Source organism: Hymenobacter piscis (assembly GCF_018760735.1).
GTDB lineage: Bacteria > Bacteroidota > Bacteroidia > Cytophagales > Hymenobacteraceae > Hymenobacter > Hymenobacter piscis.
Genome location: NZ_JAHHZN010000033.1, coordinates 1 through 15,914, shown reverse-complemented (window position 1 = coordinate 15,914; position 15,914 = coordinate 1). Strand labels below are relative to the sequence as shown.

The window sequence follows — 15,914 nt, the reverse complement described above, 5'->3', positions numbered from 1 at the left end:
AACTTAGTCGTTGAAAGCGGTGGAAGGTTCGGTAAGGCTGGCGGCCAGCTGCCGGCGAAAGTGCAGCGAGTCGGTGAATTGCCCGATGAGCGGGGCCACCACCGGGTAGCGGGGCGACAGCGCCTCCAGGGCCGAGGTGACTTCGGCCTCCAGCTCCTGGGGCAGGGCCCGGGGCAGCTCCTGGAGCAGGCTCGTCAGCCGCTGGTAGGTTTGCCCGTAGGGGTAGCTCACGCCGGGGGCCAGCGTGCCGGACAGGTAGCGCAGCACGGCCCGCACGATGTCGGCGGGCCAGGGCCGGGCCAGGTAGGGCAGCAGTTCCGGCAGAAAATCCGGGGGGCGTCCCAGCAGGCCGGCCACGAGACCGGGCAGCGCCCCGCGCAGCAGGGCCAGCTTTTCGGCCTCGCCCAGCAGCTCCAGCAGCGGCCCCACCTCGAAGCCGGGCGGGCGGGGGTAAGTGCTCAGGTAGTGGCGCAGCAGCGGGCCGGCAAACGCCTCGGACGCGTGCAGGGTGGCCGCCCGCGCCCAGGCCCGCCGCAGCAGCGGGCCCCAGTCGGAGGCCTCGGCCAGCACCAGCAGCTCGTCCGCCTCCACGCCCAGGTGGGCGCTCCAGCGGGCGGGGGGCAGCAGGGCCAGCAGCTGCCCGAGCTGCCCGGCCCGCTCCCCGCCCTCGTAGCCGGTGGTTTTCTGCTCGATGCCGTCGGTGAGCCAGGTTTTGTCCCAGGCCGCGGGCAGGATCACTTCCAGCTTGCTGCGCCCCAGCAGGGGCCGGCGAAGCGTGAGCAGGGGAGCGGCCCGCTCCCAGAGCCGCGCTACCAGCGCCGACTGGGGCAGGCGCACGAGCAGGGGCAGCACCGTCTGGCGCACTTCCTTGCTTTTGGACCGGAGGTAGGCTGCCAGCAGGGCCTCGTCGGCCGGACTCACGGCCGGCTCCAGTTGGGCCAGCAGGGCGGCCTGGGTGGCGGCCCGCTCAGTGGGCAGGGCCGCGGCCAGCAGCTGCCGGGCCTGGGCGGGGTCGGTCTGGTGCAGGTGGCGGATAAAGGAGGCCCGCTCGGGCAAGCTGCCCGTTTCCCAGGTAGCCAGCTCATCGGCCGGCGGGGCCGTTGGCCGGCTGGCCGGCACCGGTTGCCAGGCCGGGTTCTGGGCAGCCAGCCAACGGCCCCGCTCGCCCAGAATGGCCGAGAACGAACCCGGCAGGTGGCGGCGCAGATCGGCGTTGTGGAGCGCCGAGACCAGCAGCGCCGGCGGAATCAGCCGGTGGTGCTGCTCGAGCTGAATCCAGTAGTCGGAGCGGTATTCGGCGTAGCGGTTACTGTCCAGCAGCGCCCGCAGGCACTCCGTTCCGCTGGGGCCCAGCGGCTGCCCCGTTTCGGCAGGTGCCGGGGCGGGCGGCCGCGCCGCCGGGACGGGTGGCAGAAAGCCGGCTTTCTGCACCAGGGCCAGGGTGCCGGCAGCCAGCAGGAGCCGCTGCTCCGGGCCGTCGGCAGAAGTGGTCCCGACTAGCACGGCCGGGACTGTCTCCCCGCTCTGGCGGGTGCCCAGCAGGGCTACGCGCAACAGCTGGGCGGCCTCGGGCAGCTGGCCGGCTTCCTGCTCGCCGGGCCCGGGGGCCGGCTCCGGCCCGGTGGCCACCGCCTGGAGGTCCGGCAGGGCGGAGCGGACCGCCGCCGCCGGGTGGGTGGGGACCGGGTGGGTGGGCGCCGGCCAGCTGTGCAGGGGACGAAACGCCCGGCCGTCCCACTCCCCGAACAGGGTGAGCGGGTGCCCGCCGCTTTCGGCCAGCAGCTGCCAGGCGGCATCCTCGTCGGGCAGGCGCAGGGGCAGGGCGGCCTCGTCGTGGGAGTGATGCAGCCCCCAGCTTCCGTCGGGCTGGCGGGTGGGCACCACCTGGGCCAGGGCGGCGGGCCATTCGCGCAGCCAGGGCTGCCGGGCCAGCGCGTCGGCGTAGTCGCTCAGCAGCTGGCCGGGCGCCCCGGCGGGCGGGGCGGCGGTGGCAGCGGCTGAACCGGCTGAACCGGCATAGACCAAGGCCACGGGAGCGGCGCGCAAAGGCAGCGGGCCGGGGTAGAACAGCAGCGCCCCGGTGTAGCGGCCCTGCGGCACCAGGGGCGTGGCGAAGGCCTGGTGGCCGAAGGCGAATTCCAGCACCAGGGCGTAGCGGCCGGTGGCCTCGCCCCGCAGCCAGCTGCGGCGGGCCGTGAGCCGGTCCTCGTCCCAGCTCAGCTGGCCCAGCACCTGCCAGGTGTCGGTTACGGGGGGCGCAAAGTCGGCCAGCTCTTCTTTTTTGAGGGTCACGCCCACCTGCTGCAGCACGTCCTGGCGCAGCGGGGCGGGCAGCTGGTCGCGGCTTTGGAAGGCGCGTACCAGCCAGTACAGCTCGCCCAGCCGGGCCAGCAGGCGGGCGGGCCAGTCGGCGTGGGCGTGGCGCAAAGCGGCCAGCTCGCGCACCGTGCCGGCCAGGCCGGGCAGCTGGTTGTCAACGAGGCGGGCGGCCTGCGTTTCCCAGAACCGGGCCGGCTGCTGGTCGAGGGTGGCCAGGCCGTGGCGCACCAGATCGAGCAGCCAGGTTTCCAGCTCGTCCGCGCCCTGCACCATGCGCGCCAGCCGGGCGGCCGACACCTCCCCGGCCGGGGTGGGCGCGGCGGCCGGGGAGGTGTCGGCCGCCCCGGCAGCGGCCTGCGCCACGGCGGCCACCACTTTTTCGGTCTTTTTCTCCTGGGTTTGCTGGCGTTTGGCGAGCCACTCCGCCAGCCAGGCCGGCGCCGCAGAGCCCGCGAACAGGGCCGGCTGGCGGGCCAGCAGCAGCAGCAGCGCGGCCCCGTGCTTGCACGGAAACACCCGGCTGGGGCAGGAGCACTTAAAGGCCGGCTCACTCAGGTCGATGCCCGTCAGGTAGGGCTTGGCGCCACTGCCGGCGCACTCGCCCCAGGCGCTGGCGGCGGTGCGGCCCAGGTGGCCCCACTTGGCGGGCTGAGCCAGCTGCCGGCCCCGCTGCAGGGTGCCCGCATCGGTTACAAAGGCCTGGGCCTGGTCTTCAGAATAGAGAATCATCCGGTGGAAGGCAGAGCGGGTAGTCGGGCGCAAAATAGCAGCCAGCCGACCATTGCCAAGTACTTCGGCCCACAATCTTTACCGGCCGGGGACGAAAAAACGGAACCCGGCGGGTGGGGCAGACGAGGGGGGGGCGCCCGGATTGCAGAACGGCTTGCCCGGGGCCAGGAAGCGGCCTGGCGGCGGTCAGCCGGCGGGCGTATCACCCTGGAAGTAGCCGAGGGTGGGACGGGGGCCGTTGGGTTTCTGTTCACTTTCGGGGGAAAGCCAATAGCTTTGGCGGCCCTGGCCCGGGCGCCTCACGCCCGAATTCCCCCTTCTCATGCCCGACGGAACCCTGCTCATCATCGACGACGAAGCCCCCCTGCGCCAGGCCATTGCCCGCATGCTGGAGCTGGAAGGCTACACCGTGCGCCAGGCCCCCGACGCCCGCCGGGGCCTCGAAGACCTGGCCCAGCACGCCGACGACATCCTGGTGGTGCTCTCCGACGTGAAGCTGCCCGACGGCTACGGCCTCGACCTGCTGCCCCGCTACCGGGCCAAGGCGCCCCTGGCCGAAATCATCCTGCTCACGGCCTACGGCACCATCACCGACGGCGTGCGGGCCATGAAGGAAGGCGCCTTCGACTACCTGACCAAGGGCGACTCCGACGACCAGCTGGTGGTGGTGGTGGACCGGGCCGTGGAGAAAGCGCGGCTGCGGCGGCGGGTGGCCGAGCTGGAGCAGCAGGTGGGCGCCCAGTACACGTTTGAGAGCATGATTGGCTCGTCGGCGGCCCTGCTCGAAGCCCAGCGCCTGGCCCGCCGCGCCGCGCCCACCGACAGCACCGTGCTGCTGGAAGGGCCCACCGGGGCGGGCAAGGAGCTGTTTGCCCAGGCCATCCACCAGGCCAGCGCCCGGCGCGGCAAGCCCTTCGTGGCCGTCAACTGCTCGGCTTTCCCGCGGGATTTGCTGGAATCGGAGCTGTTTGGCTACAAAAAGGGGGCCTTTACGGGCGCGCTGGCCGATAAGAAGGGCCTGCTGGAAGCGGCCCACGGCGGCACGCTGTTTCTGGATGAAATCGGGGAGCTGGAGCTGAGCGTGCAGGCCAAGTTCCTCAGGGTGCTCGAAACCCAGCAGTTCACCAAGCTCGGCGACACCAAGCCCACCCAGGTGAACGTGCGCCTGGTGGCGGCCACCAACCGCCACCTGCAGCAGGAAGCCGCCGCCGGCCACTTCCGCCCCGATTTGTACTACCGCCTGGCCGTGTTCACGGTGCCGGTGCCGGGCCTCAACGAGCGGCGCGCCGACGTGCCCGCGCTGGCCGACTACTTCCTGCGCTTCTTCGCCGCCAAACTGGGCCGCCGCCTGTGCGGGCTGGAGCCCGAGGCCCTGGAACAGCTGCGTCGCCACGACTGGCGCGGCAACGTGCGCGAGCTGCGCAACGTGCTGGAGCGGGCCGTTATTCTGGCCGACGGCGACCAGCTCACCACCGACGACCTGCCGGCCGAGTTCCACCACTTCCAGCCCGACCCCGCCACCCCGGCCGCCGACGACCGGACCCTGCGCACCCTCGAAAAGCACCAGATTCAGCGGGTGCTGCGCGAAACCGGGGGCAACAAGATGGAAACCGCCCGCCAGCTCGGCATCGGCACCAAAACCCTCTACCGCAAGATTCAGGAGTACGGGCTCTCCGCCTAGGGCGCAGGCGTCCCAGGCGTCCCAGGGTTAAAACCCTGGGCTACGCAGCCCGCATCCCCTGGCTGTACTTATGAATAGCCCAGGGCTTCAGCCCTGGGGGCTTCAAAACCGAGTTGTTCTGACCGCCGCGCCGGGTCAGAATGACTCGGTTTTCTGCGTTTAGACCGGTTGCGAAAAGATGGGCGATAAAATTACCGGCTGATAAACAGTGCGATAAGGCGGTGAAAAATCCGCCGCCCCGAAACCGGGCCGGGATTGGCAACTGGGCTGGCACACCAATCAACCAACCCGCTTATGTCCGCTGCCCTGCTGATTCCGCTGCTGACGGCCACCGGCCTCGCCGGCTTCCGGCTCTTCTTTAAAACGGTCGACTTCTTCGACCACATCTGACCCCGCTGCCATGATGATTGCCCTGCTGCTGCTCGGGCTGGCCACCTTCGCCTACCTGACCTACGTGCTGCTCCGCCCCGAAAAATTCTAATTCAGTTGTCAGTTGCTGGTTGGCAGTTGTCAGCCCACACGGCGCAACCGCACAAATAACCACAACGACTCCCGGCAACTGACAACCGACAACTATCTACTGACAACTAGAAACATGTCCTCTGAACTCCTTGGCATCGGGGCCACGCTGGTGCTGACGCTGGCGCTGGCCGTGCCGCTGGGCCGCTACCTGGCCACCGTGTACCGCGGCGACCGAAGCTGGTCCGATTTTCTGACCCCGCTCGAAAACGGCCTTTACCGGGTGGCTGGCCTCAATCCCACCCGCGAGATGTGCTGGCAGCAGCATCTGCAGGCCCTGCTCACCATCAACCTGCTCTGGTTTGGCTGGGCCATGCTCGTGTTCTGCACCCAGGGCAGCCTGCCGCTCAACCCCGACGGCAACCCGTCCATGTCGCCCGACCAGGCGTTTAACACGGCCATTTCGTTTCTGGTGAACTGCAACCTGCAGCACTACTCCGGCGAAACGGGCCTGACCTACCTCTCCCAGCTGGTGGGCGTGATGTTCCTGCAGTTCGTGACGGCCGCCACCGGCCTGGCTGCCTGCGTGGTGGTGTTCAACGCCCTGCGCGAGCGAACCACCGACAAGCTGGGCAACTTCTACGTCTATTTCGTGCGCAGCCTCACGCGGGTGCTGCTGCCGCTGGCCCTGGGGCTGGCGCTGCTGCTCGTGTTCCAGGGCACGCCCATGACGTTTGCCGGTAAGCAGCCGCTAGTCACGGTGCAGGGCGATACCACGGCCGTGAGCCGGGGCCCGGCTGCGGCCATGATTGCCATCAAGCAGCTGGGCACCAACGGCGGGGGCTTTTTCGGGGTGAATTCGGCCCACCCCCTCGAAAACCCGACCTACCTCACCAACATGGCCGAGAACCTGAGCATCACGCTCATTCCGATGGCTATGGCCCTGGCATTGGGCTTTTACCTGCGCCGGCCTCGCCTGGGCTACATGGTGCTGGGCGTGATGACGGCCGGCTACCTGCTGCTGCAAGTGCCCACGGTGTACCTGGAAATGCACGGCAACCCCGCCCTCGCCAAGCTGGGCATCGACCAGAGCCTGGGCTCTTTGGAAGGCAAGGAGATGCGTCTCGGCGCGGCCGCTTCGGCCCTGTGGGCCATTCAGACCACCGTCACCAGCAACGGCTCGGTGAATGCCATGCACGACTCGCTGCTGCCGCTTTCGGGCATGAACGCGATGCTGGGCATGATGACCAACGCCTTCTACGGCGGGGTGGGCGTGGGCCTGCTCAACTTCTTCGTGTTCATCATCGTGGCCGTGTTTATTTCGGGGCTGATGGTGGGGCGCACGCCGGAGCTGCTGGGCAAGAAAATCGAGGCCCGGGAGATGAAAATCGCCCTGCTCATTGCCCTGCTGCACCCCCTGCTGATTCTGACGGGCACGGCCCTGGCGGCCCACCTCTACGCCCAGGACCCCGCGGCGCTGAGCGGCTGGCTCAATAACCCCGGCTACCACGGCTTCTCGGAGATGCTCTACGAGTTCACGTCCTCGGCCGCCAACAACGGCTCGGGCTTCGAGGGCCTGGGCGACAACACGCCCTTCTGGAACATCAGTACCGGCGTGGTGCTGCTGCTGAGCCGCTACCTGCCCATCATCGGCCCGGTGGCCATTGCCGGCCTGCTGGCCCGCAAGAAGTACGTGCCCGAAAGCGCCGGCACCCTGCGCGTCGACACGGCCACCTTCGGCCTGATGGTCTTCTTCGTCATCTGGATTATCGCCGCCCTGGCCTTCTTCCCGGCCCTGGCCCTGGGCCCGCTGGCCGAGCATTTCTCGCTGTATTAAGCAGTATTGAGTTGGGAATGCTGAGTCAGACTTCGCTCTGGTCTTCTGTCAGAACTGAAAAGATGAAAGACAAAGTATTAGTTGCTGGTGCCAGTAAGTCTTCGTCTGCAAACCAATCAAGGTGAAAATGCTCACCGGGGCTCAGGTTTGATAGGCTTTCTAAGAAGCTACTCAGTTTCTGAAATGCTTCCAAGTCACCTGTAATCTTGAAATCTACACCCTCTACCTGCATTGTAATCAACCGGTTTGACTGGTCAACCAAATCTAATGACAGGTGGTGTAATGACTTAGGATAGTAAATATTAGGTTTTTGTCTGAGTGAAAATCCTTTCGTTGGAAATTCACTCAGGCAGTAGGAGAACCTAAGAAAATCAGCAGAGGTACCCGAAATATCAATTTCGGTGTGGCCTTCGAATTCCCCTTGTAGTGAGCAGACATTAACAGATAGTTCGCACATAGTTATGGGAGAATACAAAGCTATTTCCAGGTGCACAAACTAAGTGCTTAGCAGCAGCAATTGATAACAGCCAGTATTCTGGCAATGAGGCGAATTTAGACACATCTGCAACTCGTTTCAATCTCTTTCCTCTCAACTCCAAATGACAACTAAATCTCAATCTCTTTTCCAACCCGCGCTGGTGGCGGAGGCCGTGAAGCAGGCCTTCGGGAAGCTCGACCCGCGGGTGATGGTGCGCAACCCGGTGATGTTCACCGTGGAGCTGGGCACCGCCGTGATGCTGCTCGTGACGCTGGGGCTACTCGTGCGGCCCGATGCCGCCCAGGGCTCGTTCGGCTACAACTTCACCGTGTTCGTGGTGCTGCTGCTCACGCTGCTGTTCGCCAATTTCGCCGAGGCCATTGCCGAGGCCCGGGGCAAGGCCCAGGCCGAGAGCCTGCGCAAAACCCGCGAGGAAACCCCCGCCCGCCTCGTGGATGAGCGCGGCCAGGTGAGCACCGTCTCGTCGTCGGCGCTGCGTAAGGGGCAGTTTTTTCTGGTGGAAGCCGGCGAAATCATTCCCACCGACGGCGAAATCGTGGAGGGGCTGGCTACTATTGACGAGTCGGCCATTACCGGCGAGTCGGCCCCGGTGATTCGGGAGGCCGGCGGGGATAAGTCGAGCGTAACGGGCGGCACCCGGGTGCTCTCGGACCGCATCCGGGTGGAGGTGACCACCGAGCCGGGCGAGTCGTTTCTGGACAAGATGATTGCCCTGGTGGAAGGGGCTTCGCGGCAGAAAACGCCCAACGAAATTGCCCTTACCATTCTGCTGGCCGGGTTTACGCTGGTGTTTGTGCTGGTGTGCGTGACGCTGGCCCCGTTTGCCGAGTACTCCAACACGCCCATCGCCATTTCGGCCTTCATTGCCCTGTTTGTGTGCCTGATTCCGACTACCATTGGCGGGCTGCTCTCGGCCATCGGCATTGCCGGCATGGACCGGGCGCTACGCGCCAACGTCATCACCAAGAGCGGCAAAGCCGTGGAAACGGCCGGCGACATCGACGTGCTGCTGCTCGACAAAACCGGCACCATCACCATCGGCAACCGCAAAGCCACCCACTTCTGGCCCGCCCCCGGCATCACGGAGGCCCAGATGGTAGAGGCCGCCACCCTGGCCTCGCTCACCGACGAAACGCCCGAGGGCAAGAGCATTGTGGAGCTGGCCGGCGAAACCCGCCGCTCCGACGTGGCCGGTCTGCGCACCCGCCTGCAGGGGGCCGAGCTGATCCAGTTCACGGCCGAAACCCGGAGTTCCGGCGTAACCCTGGCCGACGGCCAGCGCCTCCGCAAGGGTGCTGCCGATGCCATCCGGCAATTGGCCAGCAAAGCCGGCCAGCCCTTCCCGCAGGAAACGTCGGAGCGGGTGGAGGCCATTGCCAGCAACGGCGGCACCCCGCTGGTGCTGAGCGAAAACGACCGGGTGCTGGGCGTGGTGGAGCTCCAGGACATCATCAAACCCGGCATCCAGGAGCGGTTTGAGCGCCTGCGCCGCATGGGCATCAAAACGGTAATGGTAACCGGCGACAACCCGCTCACGGCCCGCTTCATTGCCGAAAGAGCGGGGGTCGATGACTTCATTGCCGAGGCCAGGCCCGAGGACAAGATGCTCTACATCCGCCGCGAGCAGCAGGAGGGAAGGCTGGTGGCCATGATGGGCGACGGCACCAACGACGCGCCCGCCCTGGCCCAGGCCGACGTGGGCGTGGCCATGAACTCGGGTACCCAGGCCGCCAAGGAAGCCGGCAACATGGTCGACCTCGACAACGACCCCACCAAGCTCATCGAGGTGGTCGAAATCGGCAAGCAGCTGCTCATGACCCGGGGCACGCTCACCACCTTCAGTATCGCCAACGACGTGGCCAAGTACTTCGCCATCGTGCCGGCCCTGTTCATGGTGGCCATTCCGGCCCTGGGCGCGCTCAACATCATGGGCCTGAAGTCGCCGCAGTCGGCCATCCTGAGCGCCGTGATTTTCAACGCCCTGCTCATCCCGGCTCTGGTGCCGCTGGCTCTGCGCGGGGTGGCCTATAAGCCCGTGGGCGCCTCGGCCCTGCTGCGCCGCAACCTGCTCCTCTACGGCCTCGGCGGCGTCATCGTGCCCTTCGTCGGCATCAAGCTGATTGACCTGGTCGTGGGGCTGTTCGTGTAGATTCACGCCGGATCTTTCTGACCAGCCTGCCGGGCCATTCTGACCCGGTTGCGGGGGGCTGTACCCACTGCGCCGGCGAAACACTAATTCACTTTTGGCTGACTGACAGAAGATTAACGCATTATTTGGGCTTCTGGCAGCAAACCGGGCCGGAATTGGCAGCCTGCCTCTCAACCAATAACTCCTGCGGCCCTGCGCCGCTCCATTGTACCAACCATGAAACATCATCTTGCTTCCGCTTTTCGTTTGACGCTGGCTTTGCTCGTGCTTTGCTGCGGCGTGTATCCGGCCCTGGTGTGGGGTGCGGCTCAGATGGCGCCCGGTAGGGGCCAGGGCGTTCAGGTCGTGAGCCGGGGCCGGGTCGTGGGCTTTCTGAACGTGGGCCAGCAATTCGACCGGCCCGAGTACTTCAACTCCCGCCCCTCGGCCGTGGGCTACGCCGCCGACGGCTCGGGCGGCTCCAACAAGGGCCCCAGCAACCAAGAGTATCTGCGCGAGGTGCAGACCCGCGCCGGGGCCTTGCTGCAGCAAAACCCCAGCCTGCGCTTCGGCCAGGTTCCGGCCGAGCTGGTCACGTCCAGCGGCTCGGGCCTCGACCCGCACCTGTCGCCGGCCGGGGCCTACGCCCAGGTGGAGCGCGTGGCCCGGCGGCGGGGCCTGCCCCGGGCCCGCGTGCGGGCCCTGGTGGCCGCCCACGTGCAGGAGCCTATTTTTGCCCTCCTGGGCCCGGCTACCGTAAACGTGCTCCAACTCAACCTGGCCCTGGATTCTTTGAAATAGCCGGCATAACGGGTTGCGCGAACGGCGCCCCAGGGTGTTCACCTGACAGCCAGCAGCTAAAAGCGAATAGCTTACACATGAACGTACTTCTCACGCTGAGTCTGGCCCTGCTGGCCGCCGGCGGGGCCGCGGCCCAGACCATGACCCCGGATTCGGTGGCCGCAACGCCCAATCCCCTCACGCTTTACGGCTTCGTGGACGGCTATTACGGCTACGATTTCAAGTATGAGCCCACCAACCAGCGGCCGGGCTTTCTGTACTCCCACAACCGCCAGAACGAGTTTACGGTCAACAACGCCGTGCTCGGGCTGCGCTACGATAACGGGCAGGTGCGCGGGGCCGTGGGGCTGCACGCCGGCTCCTACGTGGCGGCCAACTACGCGGCCGAGGACCCGGTCTTCCGGCACCTCTACGAGGGCTACGCCGGCTTCCGGCCCTTCCGCAACGCCTGGCTCGACGTGGGGATTTTCACCTCTCACATCGGGTTTGAGTCGGCCCTGAGCAAGGACAACTGGACGCTGACCCGCTCGCTGATGGCCGAAAACTCACCCTACTACGAAGCCGGCGCCCGCCTGACCTACGAGGTGAGCCCCAAGCTGACGCTCACCGGGCTGGTGCTCAACGGCTGGCAGAACATCCGCGAAACCAACCAGGGCAAGGCCCTCGGCACCCAACTACAGTGGAAGCCCATCGATAAGCTGCTCATCAACAGCAGCGCGTTCTACGGCAACGAGCAGCCCCGGGACTCGGTGCGCCGCCGCCGCTACTTCCATAATTTCTACGCCAGCTACGCCGCCACCGACCGCCTGAGCCTGGCCCTGGTCTTCGACGCGGGCCAGCAGGAGAGCGAGCAGCGCGGCGGCCGGGCCGATACCTGGCACACCGGCGCGGCCTTCGTGCGCTACCAGCTGGCGCCCAAATGGACCGCCGCCGCCCGCGCCGAGTACTACCACGCCGACCGCGGCGTGCTCATCGTGTCGGGTGCCCCGCAGCTTGGCGACCCGGCTTTTAAAGTGAAAGCGGCTTCTCTCAACCTGGACTATGCTCCCGCCCCCAACGTGGTTTTCCGGGTCGAAGGCCGCTTGATGGATGCCAAACGCCCCCTTTTCGCGCAAAGCGGGAGCCAAGTTTCGGACAGCTACGGCAACCTGACCAGCAGCATCGCGCTGGCGTTTTAATCCCAATCCAACCCCTCTCCAGTAGGCAGGGGCTTAGATTAGTACGGCAACAACTCATCATACATCCCACCATATTCGACCTCCCTTTTCTTATTCTGTTGCACATAATTTGTTGCAACAGTAACCTAAGCCCCTCCCCACCGGGGAGGGGTTGGGGTGGGGTAGAAGTCGGGGTGAGGCTACCACCATGAACAACAACGACGACCAACAGCGTGATGAATCGGCGGAGCGGTTTCTGCGACTGGTGCAGCAGCGGCGGCGGGGGCGGCTGAAGGTGTACCTGGGCCTGGCCGCCGGCGTGGGCAAAACCTACCGCCTGCTGCAGGAAGCGCATGAGCTGCGTCAGCACGGCGTGGATGTGGTGCTGGGCTACGTGGAAACCCACGGCCGCCCCGAAACCGTGGCCCAGCTGCGCGACCTGCCCCGGGTGCCCCGCAAAACACTGTTCTATAAGGGCCGGGCCCTGGAAGAAATGGACCTGGAGGCCATTATCCAGCGCCGGCCGGCCGTGGCGGTGGTCGATGAGCTGGCCCACTCCAACGCGCCCGGCTCCCAACACGAGAAGCGCTGGCAGGACGTGGACGCGCTGCTCAGGGCCGGTATTTCGGTGCTCACGGCCCTGAACGTGCAGCACCTGGAAAGCCTGCACGACCAGGTGCTCAAGATAACCGGCACTGCCGTCACGGAGCGGGTTCCCGACCAGGTGCTGCGCCAGGCCGATGAAGTGGTAAACGTGGACCTGACCGTGGGTGAGCTGCGGGCCCGCCTCGAAGAAGGCAAAATCTACGCCCCGGCCAGGGTGCCGGTGGCCCTCCATAACTTCTTTCGGGCCGATAACCTGCTTCAGCTGCGCCGCCTGGCCGTGCGCGAGGTGGCCCAGCTGCTGAGCCGGCAGGTGGAAACCGAGGCCGGCGGGGCCGCGCCCGTGCCCGCCGGCCGGCGCAACCACGACCGGCTGTTGGCCTGCATCAGTACCAATGTTCCGGCGGCCCGCGCCATCATCCGCAAAGCCTCCCGCCTGGCCCAGCAACTGGGCATGAGTCCCTGGTACGTACTGTATGTGCAAACCACGCCCGAAGCCGCCGACCGCATCAAACTGGAAACCCAACGCGGGCTGTTGCGCAATTTGCAGCTGGTTACCGAGCTGGGCGGGCAGATTCTGCGCAGCAGAAGCGACGATGTGGTAGCCGAAATTGTGCGCGTAGCCCGCGACAAAGAAGCCACGCTGCTCCTGTGCGGCATGGGCCGCGCACAAACCGGCTGGCCGCGCGTTACCCGCCGCAGTATCACCCGTAACCTCATCCGCGCCGTGGCCGGCTTGGAGCAGTCCCCGGATCTGTTTTTGGTGGCCTGTTGAAATGCGTAGCGTACGGATACCAATTCTTCGCCTTTATGAGCTTCAAGTCTAAAATTACCCTGGGGTTTCTGGCCCTGTTGCTGCTGCTGCTGGCCCTGGGCGGGTACGCCTTCCGCATCGTGCGCCAGCTCGACCACAGTGCCCGAAGCATTCTGAAGGATAATTTCTACAGCGTGCAGTTGGGCCAGCAAATGCTACGGTCCCTGGATAACCTGGAACGCCAACGGCCCAGTGCGGTTGCCGACCTGGCCCGGTTTCGCGAAAGCCTCACCCGGGAAGCGGGCAATATCACGGAACCCGGGGAGCAGGAAATAGTGGATAGTCTGACGGCCAACCTGGCCCGGTATGAGCGGCTCAGGGCGGCGGGCGGGGCCAACGGCCGCGGGGCCTTGGTAGACGAGCTGCGCCGGCAAACCCACCGCATGGTGCAGCTCAACATCGACACGCTGCAAGCCAACAACGACCGGGCTACGGCCACCGCTACCCGGGCCGGGTACTACCTGCTGGCCGTTATTGGGGTAAGCGTGGTGGTGGCCTCGGGCTTCGTGCTGCGGGTGCCGGCGGCAGCGGTAGCCCCCCTGCACCGGCTGGCAGTCAGCATTGAGCACGCCACGAACCAGGATTTTTCGGCGGCCATTCCGGTCGAGAGCAACGACGAGTTCGGCCAGGTTGCCCGGGCTTTTAACCGCCTGCTGGTGCAGCTCAACGAGTACCGCAACTCCACCCTGGCCCAGCTGGTAACGGAGCGCAACCGGGCCGCCAGCATCGTGAATGGGCTCGATGAGGGGCTTTTGCTGCTGGATCAGCACCGCGTGATTTTGCTGGCAAACCCGGTGGCCTGCGAGCTGCTGGGCCTGGAAGCCGCCCAGCTCCTGGGCCGGCCGGCCCAGGAGGTCGCCCTCGAAAACGAGTTGGTCAGCACCCTGCTCCACTCCGTTAACCAGCCCCCGGGCCCCGGGCAGGAAATTCCGCTGCTCCACATCACGCACAGCGGCGAAGAAGCCTACTTTCAGCTCGATGTGCAGGACCTGCTGGCCTTCAATGAAGCCCTGAATCAGAAGGAATTTGCGGGCCAGATCCTGACCCTGCGCAACGTGTCGGACTTCAAGCGGCTCGATCAGGTCAAGTCGAACTTCCTGGCGACCGTCTCGCACGAGCTGAAAACGCCTTTGTCGAGCATGAACATCAATCTGCGGCTGCTGCAGGATGAGCGCCTGCCGGCCGAGGAGCGCCAGCGCGTGACGAGCAGTATCCGGCAGGAAACGCAGCGGTTGCAACGGATGGTGGGCGAGCTGCTCGACGTGTCGCGCCTCGATGCGGGTGCCGGCATCCGGCTCGACGTGCGCCCCACCAGCCTGGCCGACGTGGTGCGCTACGCTACGGCCACCGTGCAGGCCCAGCTCCTGGACAAGCACCTCCACCTCGACCTGCAGCTGCCCCCCGATCTGCCCGCCGCCCGCGCTGACGTGGAGAAAACCACCTGGGTGCTCATTAATCTGCTGGCCAACGCCATCCGCTACTCGCCCCCCGGCGAAACCCTGACGGTGCGGGCCCAGGCCAGCGGCCGGCAGGTGCAGATCAGCGTGCAGGACCACGGCCCCGGCATTGCCGCCGAGCACCACGAGCGGATTTTCCAGCGCTTCGCCCAATTGCCCGACCCCAGCGGGTACTGCGGCGGATCGGGTCTGGGCCTGAGCATCGCCCGCGAGTTCATTGCCACGCAGGGAGGGCGGTTGTGGGTGGAAAGCGAGCTGGGAACCGGCAGCACCTTCTGCTTCACCCTGCCTTGTCACCGCCTTGGTTGATTCGCCGGAAGGGCGTCTTGTCCCGATTTATTGAAGCCCCCTTCTGTTGCCTGTTGCCTGTTGGCTGTTGGCTGTTAGCTGTTGGCCGCCTTTTACTCCAATGTGCTCCAGGCCGACAGGTTTCTCATCGTGGGCCTGCAGAAAAAAGCCCCCACGACAGCTGGCGGGTGGAGTTCTCGGCCGCCGCCGACACCCTGGAAGAGGGCCGCCGGAAGTTCCGCCCCCAGCTCCGGGCCCGGGCCGCCGGCCCGGCGGCGGCGGCCTGAACAGGTTTCTGCGGCAAAGCATGAGCCGGCGCTTTGCCGCAGATCCAAGAGCAACAGCCCCGCCGTAGTTTGCAGTAGGAGCCGACCCTTCTCGCATCAGCCGGCCGCGCCGTACCTTTACGCCTTCTATGAAGCACATCGTTTATTTGAGTCAGGCCGTTCAGCCGCTCTCCGACCAGCAGCTGGAAGCCCTGCTCACGCAGTGTCAGCGCGATAATGCCCGCACCGGCATCACGGGCATCCTCTTTTACAGCCACGGTCATATTGCTCAGCTTTTTGAGGGCGAGCCGGCGGTGGTTGACGCCCTTTTTGAGCGGATTGCCCGCGACGGCCGCCATTCCCACGTGCAGAAGCTGGTGGAGCGGCCCATCACCGCGCGCAGCTTTGCCAGCTGGTCCATGGCCTTTCACCCGCTGCAGCCGGCCGCTTTTTCGGCGTTGCAGGCGTTTCTTGCCCCCACCCGGTTGCCGGCCGTGCCCGCCACCCTCTCCATTGCCGACGCCACCCTGCTCGAACTCGTACGCCTGGCCGTCCTCGGCGCCCCACCTTCGCACGAGTACCTGCAGGCTTTCACGCCCAGCGGCGCTGCGGATACGCCCTGCTGATAAACAGGCAACCGCCCGTGGCCAACTTATCCGGGGGGGAACCCGTTTTAACGGCCCAGCCCCCGGAATTCTTTCCGCGGGGCCTATTGTCTGTTCTGTTTGTCTTTGCCCCGCCTTTCGCGGGCGGGTAGTAGCTGTGGTTGTATGCTTCCTTTCGAGCAACTTTTTCGTCGGCTCCCGGCCGGAGTAGCCACCCTGGAAGGGCCCGAGTTGCGCTACGGCTTCGTGAATGAGGCCATGCAGGCACTCG

Annotated in this window: 11 protein-coding genes; 9 read left to right on the top strand and 2 right to left on the bottom strand. The window is 66.0% G+C overall.

Annotated features, from left to right (window positions below):
- Positions 1 to 3: 3 nt before the first annotated feature.
- Positions 4 to 3,048 carry a DUF5691 domain-containing protein gene (locus KLP40_RS21480; RefSeq protein WP_215595656.1) on the bottom strand — a complete coding sequence of 1,015 codons (3,045 nt, stop codon included), beginning with the start codon at positions 3,046 to 3,048 and terminating at the stop codon, positions 4 to 6.
- 322 nt (positions 3,049 to 3,370) lie between these two features.
- Between KLP40_RS21480 and KLP40_RS20225 the strand changes: the two genes are divergently transcribed.
- The 3 genes from KLP40_RS20225 to kdpA all read left to right on the top strand — a co-directional run bounded on the left by KLP40_RS20225 (position 3,371) and on the right by kdpA (position 7,025).
- Positions 3,371 to 4,729 (top strand): sigma-54-dependent transcriptional regulator, encoded by a 1,359-nt coding sequence (locus KLP40_RS20225; RefSeq protein ID WP_215595655.1) that lies wholly within the window; start codon positions 3,371 to 3,373, stop codon positions 4,727 to 4,729.
- 400 nt (positions 4,730 to 5,129) lie between these two features.
- Complete coding sequence (kdpF, locus tag KLP40_RS21695) at positions 5,130 to 5,210, top strand: K(+)-transporting ATPase subunit F (protein WP_215595665.1); 81 nt, start codon at positions 5,130 to 5,132, stop codon at positions 5,208 to 5,210.
- A gap of 114 nt (positions 5,211 to 5,324) precedes the next feature.
- Positions 5,325 to 7,025 carry a potassium-transporting ATPase subunit KdpA gene (gene kdpA, locus KLP40_RS20215; RefSeq protein ID WP_215595654.1) on the top strand — a complete coding sequence of 567 codons (1,701 nt, stop codon included), beginning with the start codon at positions 5,325 to 5,327 and terminating at the stop codon, positions 7,023 to 7,025.
- Positions 7,026 to 7,050: 25 nt separating this feature from the next.
- Here the strand turns inward: kdpA and KLP40_RS20210 are convergent, their stop codons facing one another.
- Positions 7,051 to 7,482, bottom strand: a complete 432-nt coding sequence (locus tag KLP40_RS20210) for a hypothetical protein (RefSeq protein WP_215595653.1) — start codon at positions 7,480 to 7,482, stop codon at positions 7,051 to 7,053.
- A 142-nt stretch (positions 7,483 to 7,624) separates the two neighbouring features.
- On the opposite strand from KLP40_RS20210, the gene kdpB reads away from it, so the two are divergent.
- From kdpB to KLP40_RS20180, 6 genes are all read left to right on the top strand, one after another.
- Complete coding sequence (kdpB, locus tag KLP40_RS20205) at positions 7,625 to 9,673, top strand: potassium-transporting ATPase subunit KdpB (protein ID WP_215595652.1); 2,049 nt, start codon at positions 7,625 to 7,627, stop codon at positions 9,671 to 9,673.
- A 216-nt stretch (positions 9,674 to 9,889) separates the two neighbouring features.
- Positions 9,890 to 10,453 carry a K(+)-transporting ATPase subunit C gene (gene kdpC / locus KLP40_RS20200; protein ID WP_215595651.1) on the top strand — a complete coding sequence of 188 codons (564 nt, stop codon included), beginning with the start codon at positions 9,890 to 9,892 and terminating at the stop codon, positions 10,451 to 10,453.
- A gap of 77 nt (positions 10,454 to 10,530) precedes the next feature.
- Entirely contained in the window at positions 10,531 to 11,631 is a 1,101-nt protein-coding gene (locus KLP40_RS20195; protein WP_215595650.1) for a porin, read from the top strand.
- 187 nt (positions 11,632 to 11,818) lie between these two features.
- Positions 11,819 to 12,988 carry a sensor protein KdpD gene (locus KLP40_RS20190; protein WP_215595649.1) on the top strand — a complete coding sequence of 390 codons (1,170 nt, stop codon included), beginning with the start codon at positions 11,819 to 11,821 and terminating at the stop codon, positions 12,986 to 12,988.
- Between the two features lie 35 nt (positions 12,989 to 13,023).
- Positions 13,024 to 14,793 carry a sensor histidine kinase gene (locus KLP40_RS20185; RefSeq protein ID WP_215595648.1) on the top strand — a complete coding sequence of 590 codons (1,770 nt, stop codon included), beginning with the start codon at positions 13,024 to 13,026 and terminating at the stop codon, positions 14,791 to 14,793.
- 394 nt (positions 14,794 to 15,187) lie between these two features.
- The gene (locus KLP40_RS20180; RefSeq protein WP_215595647.1) at positions 15,188 to 15,664 is read left to right on the top strand and encodes a BLUF domain-containing protein; all 477 of its coding nucleotides are present in this window, start codon (positions 15,188 to 15,190) and stop codon (positions 15,662 to 15,664) included.
- Positions 15,665 to 15,914 lie beyond the last annotated feature (250 nt).

What these genes read in the sequence shown, in the direction of transcription:
- KLP40_RS20225 (WP_215595655.1), top strand. Translation starts at nt 3,371, where the DNA reads ATGCCCGACGGAACCCTGCTCATCATCGACGACGAAGCCCCCCTGCGC.
- KLP40_RS20195 (WP_215595650.1), top strand. Translation starts at nt 10,531, where the DNA reads ATGAACGTACTTCTCACGCTGAGTCTGGCCCTGCTGGCCGCCGGCGGG.
- KLP40_RS20185 (WP_215595648.1), top strand. Translation starts at nt 13,024, where the DNA reads ATGAGCTTCAAGTCTAAAATTACCCTGGGGTTTCTGGCCCTGTTGCTG.
- KLP40_RS21480 (WP_215595656.1), bottom strand. Translation starts at nt 3,048, where the DNA reads ATGATTCTCTATTCTGAAGACCAGGCCCAGGCCTTTGTAACCGATGCG.
- kdpA (WP_215595654.1), top strand. Translation starts at nt 5,325, where the DNA reads ATGTCCTCTGAACTCCTTGGCATCGGGGCCACGCTGGTGCTGACGCTG.
- KLP40_RS20180 (WP_215595647.1), top strand. Translation starts at nt 15,188, where the DNA reads ATGAAGCACATCGTTTATTTGAGTCAGGCCGTTCAGCCGCTCTCCGAC.
- KLP40_RS20190 (WP_215595649.1), top strand. Translation starts at nt 11,819, where the DNA reads ATGAACAACAACGACGACCAACAGCGTGATGAATCGGCGGAGCGGTTT.
- kdpF (WP_215595665.1), top strand. Translation starts at nt 5,130, where the DNA reads ATGATGATTGCCCTGCTGCTGCTCGGGCTGGCCACCTTCGCCTACCTG.
- kdpC (WP_215595651.1), top strand. Translation starts at nt 9,890, where the DNA reads ATGAAACATCATCTTGCTTCCGCTTTTCGTTTGACGCTGGCTTTGCTC.
- kdpB (WP_215595652.1), top strand. Translation starts at nt 7,625, where the DNA reads ATGACAACTAAATCTCAATCTCTTTTCCAACCCGCGCTGGTGGCGGAG.
- KLP40_RS20210 (WP_215595653.1), bottom strand. Translation starts at nt 7,482, where the DNA reads ATGTGCGAACTATCTGTTAATGTCTGCTCACTACAAGGGGAATTCGAA.